This is a genomic window from Trinickia violacea (genome assembly GCF_005280735.1).
Taxonomy (GTDB): Bacteria; Pseudomonadota; Gammaproteobacteria; order Burkholderiales; family Burkholderiaceae; genus Trinickia_A; species Trinickia_A violacea.
Map to the genome: position 1 here is coordinate 291,770 of NZ_CP040077.1, position 14,686 is coordinate 306,455.

General features: G+C 56.3%; 8 protein-coding genes. 7 read left to right on the top strand and 1 reads right to left on the bottom strand.

The window, feature by feature from the left end; translation table 11 throughout:
• Nucleotides 1-88: 88 nt before the first annotated feature.
• On the top strand, nt 89-3,817 hold the full coding sequence (locus tag FAZ95_RS01255; RefSeq protein WP_254699780.1) for an AAA family ATPase: 3,729 nt from the start codon (nt 89-91) through the stop codon (nt 3,815-3,817).
• 254 nt (nt 3,818-4,071) lie between these two features.
• Here FAZ95_RS01255 and FAZ95_RS39840 read toward each other — a convergent pair whose 3' ends face one another.
• The gene (locus FAZ95_RS39840) at nt 4,072-4,320 is read right to left on the bottom strand and encodes a hypothetical protein (RefSeq protein ID WP_254699781.1); all 249 of its coding nucleotides are present in this window, start codon (nt 4,318-4,320) and stop codon (nt 4,072-4,074) included.
• 373 nt (nt 4,321-4,693) lie between these two features.
• On the opposite strand from FAZ95_RS39840, the gene FAZ95_RS01265 reads away from it, so the two are divergent.
• From FAZ95_RS01265 to FAZ95_RS01285, 6 genes are all read left to right on the top strand, one after another.
• Complete coding sequence (locus tag FAZ95_RS01265; RefSeq protein ID WP_137330768.1) at nt 4,694-4,888, top strand: type II toxin-antitoxin system antitoxin; 195 nt, start codon at nt 4,694-4,696, stop codon at nt 4,886-4,888.
• Nucleotides 4,885-8,010 carry an anti-phage-associated DUF499 domain-containing protein gene (locus tag FAZ95_RS01270; protein WP_137330769.1) on the top strand — a complete coding sequence of 1,042 codons (3,126 nt, stop codon included), beginning with the start codon at nt 4,885-4,887 and terminating at the stop codon, nt 8,008-8,010. Before FAZ95_RS01265 ends, FAZ95_RS01270 begins: the two co-directional genes overlap by 4 nt.
• 2 nt (nt 8,011-8,012) lie before the next feature.
• Nucleotides 8,013-8,645: an anti-phage-associated DUF3780 domain-containing protein gene (locus FAZ95_RS01275; protein WP_137330770.1), complete on the top strand. Its 633-nt coding sequence runs from the start codon at nt 8,013-8,015 to the stop codon at nt 8,643-8,645.
• On the top strand, nt 8,642-8,797 hold the full coding sequence (locus tag FAZ95_RS39145) for a hypothetical protein (RefSeq protein WP_175425491.1): 156 nt from the start codon (nt 8,642-8,644) through the stop codon (nt 8,795-8,797). The genes FAZ95_RS01275 and FAZ95_RS39145 overlap by 4 nt, the downstream gene beginning before the upstream one ends.
• 154 nt (nt 8,798-8,951) lie before the next feature.
• The gene (locus tag FAZ95_RS01280; protein WP_137330771.1) at nt 8,952-11,909 is read left to right on the top strand and encodes an anti-phage-associated DUF1156 domain-containing protein; all 2,958 of its coding nucleotides are present in this window, start codon (nt 8,952-8,954) and stop codon (nt 11,907-11,909) included.
• Nucleotides 11,910-11,920: 11 nt separating this feature from the next.
• Nucleotides 11,921-14,674, top strand: a complete 2,754-nt coding sequence (locus tag FAZ95_RS01285) for a phospholipase D-like domain-containing anti-phage protein (RefSeq protein ID WP_137330772.1) — start codon at nt 11,921-11,923, stop codon at nt 14,672-14,674.
• Nucleotides 14,675-14,686: the final 12 nt, after the last annotated feature.

Below are 14,686 nucleotides of genomic sequence, written 5' to 3' on the forward strand. Positions count from 1 at the left end.
CCAACATCTAACTATTCGGGTACCTTGGCACGACTCCGGCTGGAAGGGCACTTTTTGTCAAGGTTGCACTGCAAACACCAGTTGTACAGTGCTTCCGCGTATTGCGACAGGGCGTGACGACGCCTTTGAACTGCTGCATGCCGGCGAAAGCTTTGAGTCGCTGGATCGCTTCCAGCATCCGCCATGTGTTGATGAGCATGGAACCTTCATGGCGAAGTTTCCGCTGTCGATGCAGAAGAAGCATCCCTATTCAGAGAGTGCCAAGCTCACGCATGGGCATTTCGCTGACACGCCCTACACAATCCGCCCGTACTCGGTCGCAGCCATTCCGTTTCGCTGGATGTTGCGCGAGCAGGTGGAAGGCAATAAGAAGTGGGGCGTACCAAGTCTGAAAGAAATCCTGCAGTTGGGCTACCAGACCGAACGCGAGCCGGATCTCACTGTCAACAAGGGTTGGGAAAAAGACAAGAAGACCTGGGTTCAAGAAGGCACCAACCAGCGCGTCATCCTTGACACGTTTTTTAGCGTGGCCAAGCCGAATGAGTCTCTGGTGTTCTTCTATGCCAAGCGCACACCGCTGATAGAGGATGCGCGTCGCGTGATCATCGGTGTGGGACGCGTTAAGTCAGTGAGTGCGCCGATCGAGTATCACTACCTAGGTGGTCAGAAACCGAAGGATAACATCAGCGGGTATCTTTGGGAACGTAACATTGAGCACTCGATCCGACCGAAAGACTCGGACGGTTTCTTGCTGCCCTACCAGGATTTGGTGCAAGCTGCGGAGACAGATGAATCCATTGACCTTGCTGCTTGTACCGCATTCGCTCCAGACGAATACTTTGGTAGCTACTCCTACGGCACCGAACATCTGGCACACGACGGCGCCATTTCTTCGTTGCTGGCCATCGAGAAAGCCATTAAGACGATGCGCCAGTACTTGGCCGACGAGCCCTGGGAGGAACATCTGGCATGGATCGATGCGGAGCTGAACCGGCTCTGGGAAGTGCGTGGCGCCTTCCCTGGATTGGGCGCCGCCCTGAACGCGTTCGGCTTTCCTCACGGCAACTTGTTGGCCTGGTATCTGGCTAGTCAGGGCGACGAGAAATTAGACCCCTGGCCAGCCTTGGCAGAACTGCTCAAAAAGCCAGAAGGTCTACCTGCTTACCTGCGCGATGGCATCGGCGACACTCTCAGAAAGAAGTGGGAGAAGCTGCAGCCCGAGCGGCGTGCACTGTTGATGTTGTTAGCACGGTTCAATCTGACCGATGCTCAAGCTCTGCGCTGGTATCAGCCGACGGAGCGTACGAAAGCCGGTATTGATCTGGGTGATGCAGCAATCCTAGCGAATCCTTACTTGGTCTATGAAGAAGACCGGTTGCAGGCCGATCCGGTGGCTTTTGAGATCGTGGATCGTGGCATCTTCCCCCCAGAGTCGATCCGTACGGCATTTCCGCTGCCCGAGCCAAGCCTCGTGCGCGAAGCCATCGATGAGCGACGTGTACGCGCGGCAATGCTCCTGACGCTGGAAGAGGCAGCTCGAACGGAGGGGCATACCTATCTCATGGCCACGTGGGTGGTTCAGCGAATTCGTGACCGCGCCCTGCAGCCCGACTGTCCGTTGGACATGGACACACTCTCGATTCTTGAAGACGGGCTGGCACCCAAGATTGAAAGCATCCAAGTCAAGGACGGCCTCCAGGCGTTTCAGTTGGATCGCTATGTCGAGACTTCGACCCTGATCAGGGCGAAGATTAGTAAGCGCAGATCCCGCAAGGCCAACACCGGAGAACACAACTGGGCAGCGCTGGTCGATGCAGCAATTGATTCAACGAAGGACAAGGGCGCCGCCAAGTCGAACCCGAACAACCGGGACGTAGCTGCGCGCAAGGAAAAGTCGGCGGCTTTGGAGGTGCTCTACAAGTCCGGAGTCTCTGTGCTCATGGGAGCAGCTGGCACGGGAAAGAGCACCTTGCTGAAGGCATTGTGCACTATTGATAGCGTAAAGAACAAGGGAATCCTGCTGCTTGCGCCAACTGGAAAAGCTCGCGTGAGGCTGGAACAGGCGAGCGGTATGCCCGGCCAAGGAAAGACAGTCGCCCAGTTCTTGAATGGATTCGAGCGGTACGACGGTAAGACCGGGCGGTATTTCGTCAATGAGGATGCGGACCGCTCGGCCGTGCATGCCACAGTCATCATTGATGAATGCTCCATGCTAACCGAAGAGCAACTCGCAGCACTTTTGGATGCGGTTGAAAGCGTAGATAGGCTAGTTCTGGTGGGTGACCCCAAGCAACTGCCACCGATCGGTGCGGGTCGGCCCTACGTGGACATCGTCAATTTCTTGAAGCCGGCCAATATCGAGAGCTTGCGAACACGCGTCGCAGGGTGCTTCGCAGAACTGACCGTTACGATGCGCCAAGGAGCTGAGGACGGCGATGTTCGCGATGACGTGCTGCTTGCTCAGGCTTTTAGTGGCAGACCACTGGATGCTGGCGCCGACGAGATCTGGCAGACCGTGGCGTCCGGAAAGTCGAACTTTGTGAAGCTGGTTCGGTGGAACAAGCCGGATCAGCTTCAACAGTTACTGCTCGATGAGCTGAAGGCTGAGTTGAAGCTGAAGTCGATCACTGATGAAGTGACTTTCGAAGAGTCACTGGGCGGCGTCTTTTCCGAGTTCGACGGCGGCTCAACCGTGTTCTTCAATACCCAGTACAAGGATCGGCCAGGAGCATCCAAGAAGGCCGAAGCGTGGCAAATCCTCTCGCCAATCAAGCAGTACCAAGCGGGTGTCACCGGAATCAACCGCGCGCTGCAGCAGCAGTTTAGGAAGTCCTTCCTCAAGATGGCTGCTCAAACCGGCTGGACCAAGAAGATCCCAAGCCCTGCGGGCCCAGAGGGAATCATCTACGGCGACAAAGTTATCAACGTCATCAACAAGAGCGGGCGCGAGACCTATCCGGAAACGGATGATGCCTATGTTGCGAACGGCGACATCGGCATCATCACAGGGCACCGCAAGACCAAGGCGAGAAATTGGTCGCCCTACGAAGTCGAAGTTGAGTTGGCCTCGCAGCCCGGGGTTTCCTACAAGTACAAGCCGTGGGAATTCGATTCGCAGGAGAGTACACCACCGCTTGAACTGGCCTATGCTCTGACCGTGCACAAGACGCAGGGGAGTGAGTTCGGCAAGACCTTCGTTGTGGTTCCGAACCCCTGCCGCAACCTGACACGTGAGATGCTCTACACCGCCCTGACGCGCCAGAGGGACAAGATCATCATTCTCCACCAAGGGGACTTCCGGGATCTGCGGCACTTCAGCCAAGAGGCAGCATCGGAGATCAACCGGCGGATGACAAATCTCTTTGCACCGTCGGCGCCGGTAGAAATCAAGGTACGAAACAAGTCTGTCTTCCTGGATGAGAAGTTGATCTACCTGACGGAAAACGGTGAATTGGTCCGGTCAAAATCCGAATGGATCATCGCCGACAAGCTGAAGGCTGCAGGAATCAAATATCAGTACGAGCAACCACTCGTTTTGGATGGCATTGAACGATCGCCTGATTTCACGATTCGCGACGAGGATGCCGGCACGGTCTGGTACTGGGAGCACAACGGGATGCTCTCCGATGACGAGTACAAGAAACGTTGGGAGCGCAAAAAGGCTGCCTACCGTAAGGCAGGGATTCTTCCTTTGCCGTTGCCTGAAATGGACGATAAAAGGGTGGGGACTCTGCTAGTAACCGAAGAACACGAAGGTATGGGATTAGACCTGAACGCGATTCTGGCCAACATCAAACTCATACTTGGGCGAGACTGATTGATTTGCTTGACATCCCACCATGAGATTTCGGATCGTCGGCGGAATCTGTGGGTGAATTGGTGTGCGCGCCTAGCCAAGTGGAGCTTGATTCAGATACTGATAGAGCTTGCGACAAGTTGCATCAAAGGCATTTTGTGCGGACTCGGAGATCGCTGGCCAGATTAGGGGGCCGCCGTCTTCCTCGATGAGTTTGTCCAGGAGGGTTGCCACCGGAAGGGTAAGGAGATCGGGATCTTCGTGGCGGCGCCGGATCATTTCGCCGCCGGCATCCAGATGTCATCGCGGTGCCGAAGCAATGTGTTGCGTGCATATCCCAAGGTTACGAGATGCTCAAGGAAAGGCGTGAATATGGCCACGATTGCCTGTCCAGTCGGAATATCATCGTCGGCGACTCGCCACGACGCAGGCCAGTTATGCAGATCTGGGACGTACTGCGCAAGCGCTTGCTGTTCGGGGACAACGGCGGCTCTGTCCTTGCCGGTTCTGGGCTTGTTGACCATGTTGCTGACCCGTCTGCTTGACGCCTGCCATCATTTTCCCGGCTTTGTATACGAAGGGGCGCGGCTGTGCGAGGCAACTCAATCCATCGAGATCGACGCCTTATAGAACAAAGCACCTCGATCGTCTCGTCATTGGCATGCATTCATCGAGAAACGCTACTTCAGACTTGGCTTACGGCAGAAATTCCGCCGTCATGTCTGGAAAGCATTTCTCTGCCACCAAGTCTCCGATTCGCTCTTGCCGTGCATCTTTCAGCTACGTGCCCTCACCCGACTCCTACAGCGTCCATCCGTCTCCTCGCCGCATTGTGGGAAGTCATTCAATGCTGTAAAGTGCAGTACATTTACAGTGACAACGGTTTCCGGAGAGGCTATGGCCGCAAGCAAGAGTGCCACGCTGACATTTCGTATCGACCCCGGATTAAAGGAAGCGCTTCGTGTTGCGGCGGATTTGGAACATCGATCCATTGCAAACATGGTCGAGGTTCTGATTCGGGATTATTGCGAGCAACGCGGCATTGCGATTTCGCTCTCCAACACCAAGAACAATCACGGGGTGCGTTCATGATCAAGACGGTCAAGCAGGCTTGCAGGTTCAATCCCATCATCCGCGACTACCGGATGAGCCAGGGAATTGAAAACCTTGCAGAGCTCATCAAAGACGAAGGTGACGGGAGCGAATTTTTCTCGCGTAATTTCGTCACCCATGGCATGGATCAGCTTTTCCGTGAGGGGCTGCTGCGCCTGTCCGGCAAATCCGACCAGGCCGTCTTTGAACTGACCCAAGCGATGGGCGGCGGTAAGACGCACATGATGATTGCGCTCGGTCTGCTTGCCCGACATCCTCATTTGCGCAACGACGTCCTGCCTGCCGATCTGGCGTCTCGAGCTGAGTTCGGTCAGGCGCGCATTGCCGCATTCAATGGTCGCAATAATCCGGAAAACTATATCTGGGGCGAGATTGCGACCCAGCTTGGCGCAGCAGAAGCCATCAAGCAGCACTGGGTCAATGGGCCAAAGGCCGTCGATCAGCGTCAATGGAAAGAAATCATCGGTGACCAGCCGACACTGATCCTGCTCGACGAACTCCCGCCCTATCTGGACAACGCCAGCACGCAGGTTTTCGGGCAAGGCACCCTCGCCAATATGGTGGTTTACAGCCTGAGCAGTTTGATGAGCGCGGCACTGGAGCTGCCCAACTGCGCCATTGTCATCGCCAACCTCTCGGGCAGCTACAAGGCGCAAACCAAGGCGCTAGGCGACGCCATCTCTAACCTGCAGCAGGAAACTCGTCGTCAGGCTATGACTATCACGCCGGTGCAACTGGCGGGTAATGAAATTTACGAGATCCTCAAGAAGCGGCTCATCGACGAACTGCCGGACGAACGTGTTATCTCTGATATCGCAGAAGAGTACGCTCAGCAGATCAAGAAGGCCGAAGATGGCGGCTACATTGTGGCTAGCAGCATTGAGCAAATTGTGGAGCAGATAAGGGAGACCTATCCCTTCCATCCGTCCTTCAAGCATCTTGTAGCGCTATTTAAGGAAAACGAAGGTTTCCGACAGACCCGTGGCCTGATGCAGTTCACTGCGCGTCTGCTAAAGAGCGTGGAAGAACGCGATGCGGACGACATCTTTCTGGTCGGCACGCAGCATCTCGACCTCAATGACAATCAGGTCAAGGATGAGATCGAGCGCATTGCTCCAAAGCTGATGCCTGCAGTAACGCGTGATATTGCCGACAAGAGCAACGCTATCGCCGAGCACATTGATATCGAACTAGCAGGGGATGCCGCACAGCAGGTGATGACCTTGCTGCTCGCATCCAGCCTGTCGCGTGCCGTCGGCGGACGCATCGGTTTGTCCGAAAGCGAGTTGATCGAATTCCTTGCTGCGCCGCAACGCAAGCCGGACGAGTTTCTACAGGCATTGCAGCGCCTGCGCGAATCGGCGTGGTATCTCCATCGCGAAGAGCAACGCTTCTTTATCAAGGAAACCGAGAACCTGTCGCGTCAGATCGAGCGCAATGCCAAGGAAGTTCCTCAACCCAAGGTTGATCAGGCGCTCATCAACCGCCTCGCAGGCATCCTTGATCCAGTTCGCAAAATTGCGTATCAGGACGCGCAAGTGCTGCCCAAGCTGGACGAACTCAAGCTTGGTGGTCCGCGCACACTGATCGTCGTCAAGCCCGACGGGAAGATGCCGCCCAGCGAATTGCAGAACTTTTTCGATTACCAACAGGAGAAGAACAATCTGCTTGTGTTGACAGGCCAAGACAGCCTTTTGGCCGACGTGGTCGAGGAGCGACTACGTGAGTTGTACGCTATCGAACAGATTCACAAACGACTCAAGCCTAACGATACCTTGTTCGAGGAGGCACGAGATCGCCTCGAAGAATCAGAGGATCGCTTCGGAAAGGCGCTGTCTGCAGCGTACAACCGTCTTTACTTCCCCGCCAATGACCCCGTAGACGGTCGTGACGTACTGGCCGGGGTGACCATTGATCAGGGTCTTAAAATCGGAAAAGATGATCAGTCAGCCGAAGTGCAGGTCGAAAAACTGTTGGCGAGCCCGCGCGCCGATTACAAGCTCGTACCCGAACTGATTAAGGACAACCTCGACGAGTATTTCGCGCAGGCCGAGGAGTACCTGTGGCCGTCCGGTAAGGACAACCGTCGCACTCCTTGGAAGGATGTTGTCACCCGAGCCAAGTGCTCGCCTATCTGGCCTTGGATGCCGGGCTCAAGCGGGTTAGATACGCTCAAGACCGAATCACTGAAGCAGGGGCGCTGGCGTCTGGGCGAGGACGGTTACATCGAGAAGGGACCGTTCCCCAAGGACAAGGCGACCGTTAACGTCTCCGTAATCAACGTCAAATCAGACACCGGCGAAACGGTATTGAGCCTCACGCCGCGCCATGCGGGTGAAAGCCCGGTTATCTATTGGTCGACCAAAGCCGATGTATCGGACAAGGATCACAAAGTAGATGACCTAGAGAACTTTACTACGTCTGAAGGTACGCTGTATTTCTGGGTCAAGGACACTACCGGCCAGCACGAGAGCGCAGCGGCCACGCGCTGGCTCGCTGATCTCAAGGTACGTCATCAGGTCGAGCCTGCTGCAGACAAACGCCGCGTCACTCTAGCTGCCACACCACATGCCGAGCTTTTCTACACTTTCGACGGCTCGAATCCCAAGGGCGGAAACCGCTATGAGGCGCCGTTCGAGATCGATTCTGCGAGCTGCCGTTTGCTGGTATTCGCCCGAGCGGGTGAAGCCAATAAGACGGCGGACTTCCAGATTCCCGCCAGCGGAGACAAGACGGTTCAAATCGTCGACAGCAAGCCCGCGCGCCTGCAAAGCAAACGTGTCACTCTCGATACGACTGATCGTGTATTCGGCATCATCAATCGTTTCCGTGATCAGCCGGGCACGCGCTTTAAGGGTGTACGTGTCGAAATAGGCGAGGGCGAGAACACCGTGACTATTCGATTCCAGGAGCGCGAGGTTACGGCGACGATCATCGAGGGCATCGTCAACAGCCTGCGCGAAGTGCTGGGCGAGCCCGAGGCTCTAGTCAATATTGCAATTGCAGATGGAGTGCAGTTCGATACAGGTTTCGCACTGAAAGAATTTGCCAAGCTCGCAGGGATTGAATTGAAACCCGGTGAAGTTATTCAGGAGGATTGAAAATGGCGAAAGCCAAGTTCGTAGCCAATACCGAATTGCCACAGGAGCGTGCACAGGTACAGCACACACTAGGCTTCGGCGTGCCGGCGACCTCCGACCCTCACCACTTCACGGTCGTGATTCCCAGGGGGAGCACGAGCAAGGTTCAGATCAGCGAACATCTTGGCTTGCAGGCCGCTAGTGTGGACAGCGTGGTGATCGACCGTGTCTTGCTGGATCGTCCACGCTGGACCGCCATTCGTGCGGAAGTGCAGCGTGCCTTCAATGCGCGCTTGGCGACGCACGGCTTGAAATCCAGCGCATGGAAGGTCGGCGACAACCGTGTGGACCGCTTACTCGGCAAGGAGCTGTGCGTGCTGGCGTGGGCAGTCGAGCAGATGGACGCGGAGAAGATCCCGGTCGCCGTCCGCAACTGGCTGGCATTGCGCCCGGAAGAACGGTGGTGGCTTTTCGGAATGACAGCGATAAGTACGGGCGGCCTCATGGATGCGGACAGGGGCTGGCGCGTCGCGCTCAAGCACGCCTTGGGCGATGTCGCGCAAAGTGACTTGTTGGCTCCACGCTCGCGCCGTAGCGGGCGCGGTAAGGATGACATTCGGACCTCACTCGACCTGTTTGGGGACGAGACTTCATGAATGCTTTGCTCGCACCGCCGCAACCGAAGATCGACCACATCGCTTACGTGAACCGCTTGGTCGAAGACTTTGAGTCCCGCTGCAGTCTCGAATTGCAGGTCACCGTGCATTGGGCACTGAGCTGCGAAGGCACGGCCCAACATGACGCGTAACGCGTCAGCTCCATGCCTGGACCATGCGCAAGCGGGAGCTTAAGGCAAACAAACTCACCATCGCGGAAAACGACTGAGGTCACAGGGCTGGTTCGCGCCCGAAACCGCCACGGCTCATTGAACAATTACACACACAATGCACGCAAAAACACACATGGCAACGCTCACGCCCCTGGCTCTCAAAGATGCGCCTGCGCTGATTGAATCGGTATTCCCGGCGCAGAAGGTGTCATTTGAGGCGCAGAAGGAACGCAAAGCGGGAGCTGGTCAAACCTTGACTGCACTCGGATCGTACTGGAAAGGTCGCAAACCGCTGATTCTTGTGCGCGCCATTGTGCTGGGCAGTCTGCTTCCTCCCACCGGTGACGGGGAAGCCGATCTAGCCATTTTCGAAAAGCTGATGGCCTTCGATGATGAGGGTCTTGCCCGCCGTGCACTGGCCGCCAACGCCTACTCGGCGGCGAAATTGCAGGAGCTGATCCCGATTTCTGATCCGGAGCGCTACTTTAGCGGGCGCGGTTGGCGGCGGGACATAACTGATGACGAGAAGCTTGTGCTTTACCGCCGTGCACTCGCCACGCTTCCCAGTTACGAGGAGAAAGCAAGTCTCTGTAAACGTCCAGAGGAAATGGATCAGGGATGGCTGTACGCTCCTGTATGGCCAGTCGTCAATCAGCACTATGGCGACCTCGGCCTCAATGCATGTTCCTTCGCTGACTTGGTCGAGCAACTGGGTATCTTGCGTTATGGGAAGCGTCCGAGAGTGGGTGACACCTTTAGTGGCGGTGGCTCCATTCCTTTCGAGGCCGCGCGTATTGGTTGCGACACCTATGCGTCGGACCTGAATCCGATAGCTTGCATGCTGACTTGGGGCGCACTCAATATCGTTGGCGCAAGCCAAGAACATAGAGCTGAAATTGAGAGCGCGCAGCGTGCGGTGGCTGACGCTGTAGACCGAGAGATCAGCGGCTTCGGTATTGAGCACGATGCTAATGGAAATCGTGCTAAAGCATATCTCTATTGCTTGGAGACGCGCTGCCCGGAAACTGGATGGCTAGTTCCGATGGCACCCTCATGGGTTATATCAAAAGCACATAATGTCATCGCCCGCCTGAAGCCCGATTCCGCGAACAAGCGCTTCAATATTGAGATTCTTGCTGATGCATCCAACGCGGAATTAAAGGCCGCTGAAAATGGCACGGTACAGGGCGGTGATCTGGTGTATGAATTGGCTGGCAAGCTCTACCGCACGCCCATAAAGACGCTACGTGGAGACTACCGATTGCCTGACGGTGGCACTGGCAATAGGCTCCGGCGTTGGGACGTGAGCGACTTCAAGCCCCGTCCAGATGATGTTTTCCAGGAGCGCCTCTATGCGATCATGTGGATATCCAATGAATCGCTGGGGAAATCACGACCTGATGTCTTCTTGGCAGCCCCGTCGGAAGCAGACTTTATTCGTGAAAAGCAGGTCGACGCCATTGTTTCCGAAAATCTCACGGAGTGGCAGGCAAATGGACTTATTCCGGATATGGCGATCGAGCCGGGCGACAAGACCGACGAGCCTATCCGGACACGCGGTTGGACGCACTGGCATCACCTTTTCTCCCCTAGGCAGCTGCTAATGTTAGCGTTGCTAAGGAACGAGGTTCGAAAATTAGAGGGAAGACTTCAAAGCGAAGTCAGTGTATTTCTCCCGGACGCGATTCAGCGATCCGCAAAACTATGTATCTGGGACTCGTTTCCCGGTCCGGGGCGGATGCCAAAAATCGCGCAAGTATTTAGCGATCAATCGCTGAGTACGCCAATGAATTGGGGAGTTAGGGCTTGGAATTATCTCGCGCCTGTATTCATTGGAATTTCAGATATCCATGACCGCCCCCCTGTTACACGAAGCGGCTTCGTGCAGTCATCCGAGGCGTCTGCCATTTCTGAAGAATGTGAGCTTTTTATTTCTGATCCGCCATATGCAGACGCGGTGATCTATCACGAAATAACGGAATTCTTTATTGCTTGGCTTCGCAAGAATCCACCTCAGCCCTTTGATGAATGGGTGTGGGATTCCAGGCGGGCGTTGGCAATCAAGGGTTCCGGTGAGGATTTCCGTCGAGGTATGGTGGCTGCCTACAAGACAATGGCTGAGCACATGCCGGATAACGGCACGCAGTGCGTGATGTTCACGCATCAGGATACTAGCGTCTGGGGCGATCTAGTAGGCGTCTTCTGGGCCGCCGGACTGCAGGTCGTAGCTGCTTGGTATATTGCAACAGAGACCACATCTGGAAAGGTTGGGGCGTTCGTTCAAGGCACTGTCATCCTGATGCTTAAGAAGCGCACCGCTGGTGAACGTACTGGCTTCAAGCAACGTCTGTTGCCCGCTGTACGGCAGGAAGTGGCCAGCCAGATCGAAACCATGATGCATCTGAACGACACGGTGAAGGCACATCATGGTGAGCCGGTGTTTAACGACTCCGACTTGCAGATGGCCGGTTATGCAGCGGCGCTCAAGGTCCTGACTGCTTACACCCACATCGGTGGCGAGGATGTCACCAGCTTCGCACTGCGTCCTCGTGCGCGGGGCGAAGTCACGGTGGTGGACGAAATCGTGCAACAGGCGGCAGAAACTGCGTCCAGTCTGCTGGTGCCAGAGGGGTTGGCGGCTGACACTTGGGCCAAGCTCACTGGTATCGAACGATTTGTCCTGAGAATGCTGGACATGGAAACCACCGGGGCAGCCAAGCTGGACAACTATCAAAATTTCGCTAAAGCCTTCCGTGTCGAGGACTATACTCGCGTGATGGGCGACATGCGGCCCAACCACGCGCGCCTGAAGCGTGTAAGCGAATATGCCTCGCGCGATCTGACTGACACAACCGAGATCGGTGCGACCCGGCTGGGGCGCCTTATCATCGCCGTGCAGCAACTACTGAAGGACACCGAGCCGCAGGTCATCGTTGATCAGATGCGCGGCGAGATGGTCGACTTCCTCGAAGTTCGCTCTCTGCTGACTGACATGCTTGCCTTCATCGAGCGCAAGTCACGCGAGCCGGAAGCACGACACGCCGCGGAGGTGTTGGGTGCACGCCTGAAGAATCTGCGCTTTGGCGAGTGAGGGATCTAAGGATGAGCATCCGGCGATTTTCTTCGCGTACCCACCCGCTGGATGCGAGCTTCCTGATGCAGCATTTGATCGGCGCGAAAAGCTACAAGCGCATCGCGGGCTACTTCACCAGTTCCTTGTTCGAGGTGGCAGGTGAGGCTCTGGAACAGATTCCAGAGGTCAAGATCGTCTGCAACGTGGACATCCACCCGGACGATTTGAAGATTGCGCAACTGCGCGAGAGCAAGATGCTGGGCCGCTGGAACGAACGCGGTCTAGAAGCTGAGGCGCTGTTGAACCGTGAGCGTTATCGGCGCTTAGATTCCTTCCTCCAAAAGCATGGGCCTGCAGTGCGTGTCGCGCCTGACGACATCTGCGGTTTCGTGCATGGCAAGGCGGGCGTGATCGAGCTAGCAGATGGGCGTAGACTCGGATTCGTCGGCTCGATGAACGAGACGCGCAATGGCTGGCAACGCCACTACGAGATCCTATGGGAAGACGAGTCGCCGGACGGCGTAGCATGGATCGAGGAGGAATTTGACTTTCTCTGGAACGCTGCCAAGCCCCTGCCGCAGGCAGTAATCCGCGAGGTGCATCGGCGCAGCTATCGGCGCGAGATCGAGTTTACTGAGATCGAAGACGATGAGAACCTTGCACCTGCGGCGCTGATCGAGTCACCGCTGTATCGTGAGGGCCAACAACTCCAGCCGTGGCAACAAGGTTTCCTGACTGAATGTCTGCGGCATCAACGCTTGTACGGAACAGTACGCCTGCTGCTAGCTGACGAGGTAGGCTTGGGTAAGACGCTCTCTCTAGCCACCGCAGCACTGACGCTGTGCCTGCTATCCGACAAGGAAAACGGCCCGCGCCGTCCGGTGGTGATCTTCGCCCCCGCCACACTAACCGAGCAATGGCAGACCGAGATGCTAGACAAGCTCGGCGTTCCAACCGCACGTTGGGATACGGTAGGCAAGGTTTGGCTGGACGCAGAGGAGCGCATCATTTCCCCTGCGGGGCGCGAGCAGATTGCTCATTGCCCGCTGCGGATCGGCATCGTCTCCACCGGTCTGATGATGCGCGATTCGCTGGAAAAGTTGCACCTGCTCGGTATGCACTTCGGCGTCGTCATTTTAGACGAGGCTCACAAAGCGAGAACCCGCCAAGGCTTCGGCACGGAGGCTGGGACACCCAACGAGCTGTTAGCCTTTATGCGTGAAATTGCCGCACGCTCAGATCATGTGCTATTGGGTACGGCAACACCGATTCAGACCAGCCCCGCTGATCTGTGGGATTTGCTAGGCATCCTGCATCAAGGTCCCGGGCGCTTTGTGCTAGGTCATGACCTCGCCCCGTGGAATCGTCCTGACGACGTGCTCGATATCCTTTCGGGCCGTGTGGAAGTAGCGACACTCGCCCATGCTTGGGAGTTGCTGCGCTCACCGCTGCCGCGCACGGAGTCGACCATAGAACCCCGCGCTCGACGCTTGTTCTCTGCTATCCGACAAGACTTAGGTCTACAGAACGGTGGATGGCAGACTGACCGTTCACTTGCTAACTTAACGGAAGAAACGCGGGAAATTCTAGAGGAGGAATTGGAGCGCCGCATTGCTGGCGCTACCTTTTTCCAGCGTGAAAATCCGGTGGTACGGCATGTCGTGCTGCGCAAGCGCCAACAGCTCGAGGAAACAAAAGACAAAGACGGTAAGCCTTTGCTAACCCCAGTGGGTGTGGATGTCCATCCCGAACGCGAGCAGATCACCGAACAGCGTGCCTTCGATGCGTTGTTCGAGGGCAAGGCGCTACGCACCTCGGAGAACTTCCGCCAGGCGTATGGAGAGGCCCGCGCTTTTGGCAAAGCACTGGCCAAACGCGGCAAGGGCAGCGGCTTCATGAAAAACCTGATGGAGCAGCGCATCTGCTCCAGCGTCTATGCGGGCTTAGCAACTGCGCGGCGCCTGCTAAAAGGCGACGCCGAACATGAAGAAAACGAAGAGCAAGAAGCGGACGTCAAGGTCGAGACAGGCGAGGAGCGCGAGGTGCTGCAACGCCTGATCGACCGACTGGAAAGACTGGATGCCGACCCGAAGATGGAGGCAGTCGTTCACTTCCTCGATAAAGAGAAGTGGCTGATCTTGGGCGTCATCATCTTCAGCCAGTACTACGACACCGCAAAGTGGCTGGCCGATTCTCTGGCGGCGCGTTATCCCGAAGAGGCGGTCGGCCTATACGCGGGTGCGGACCGCAGCCGCCTGTACCAGCGCGGCGACAGCGTGACCGTCGAACGCGAAACGCTCAAGCGCATGGTGGCCGAACACCAGATCCGTGTCATGGTGGCGACCGACGCCGCTTGCGAGGGCTTGAATCTGCAAACCCTTGGCACGCTGATCAATATCGATCTTCCGTGGAATCCGACGCGTCTCGAACAACGCATCGGCCGCATTAAACGCTTCGGGCAGCGGCGAGCAACCGTGGACATGCTGAACCTCGTGTTCGAGCAGACCGTAGATGAGAAAATTTACGAGCGCCTATCCGAGCGCATGAAGGACCGCTACGATCTCTTTGGATCGCTGCCGGACACCATCAAGGATGAGTGGATCGATGACATCGAAACGCTCGGCGAAAGGCTGGATGAGTATATCAATGCGCAAAAGAAAGCAACGGGCTTCGATTTACGCTACACCGGCATGATGATGCCACTGGAGAAAGATTGGCGAGAATTTACAGAAGTTTTATCGCGACGAGATCTTGCAACATTGATGAGTGCAGCGTGGGGATAAGGGCGATGATCT

Bases quoted from the DNA above. Each gene is read 5' to 3' on its own strand.
- FAZ95_RS39840 (WP_254699781.1), bottom strand. From the start codon at position 4,320: ATGGTCAACAAGCCCAGAACCGGCAAGGACAGAGCCGCCGTTGTCCCC.
- FAZ95_RS01265 (WP_137330768.1), top strand. From the start codon at position 4,694: ATGGCCGCAAGCAAGAGTGCCACGCTGACATTTCGTATCGACCCCGGA.
- FAZ95_RS01270 (WP_137330769.1), top strand. From the start codon at position 4,885: ATGATCAAGACGGTCAAGCAGGCTTGCAGGTTCAATCCCATCATCCGC.
- FAZ95_RS01275 (WP_137330770.1), top strand. From the start codon at position 8,013: ATGGCGAAAGCCAAGTTCGTAGCCAATACCGAATTGCCACAGGAGCGT.
- FAZ95_RS39145 (WP_175425491.1), top strand. From the start codon at position 8,642: ATGAATGCTTTGCTCGCACCGCCGCAACCGAAGATCGACCACATCGCT.
- FAZ95_RS01280 (WP_137330771.1), top strand. From the start codon at position 8,952: ATGGCAACGCTCACGCCCCTGGCTCTCAAAGATGCGCCTGCGCTGATT.
- FAZ95_RS01285 (WP_137330772.1), top strand. From the start codon at position 11,921: ATGAGCATCCGGCGATTTTCTTCGCGTACCCACCCGCTGGATGCGAGC.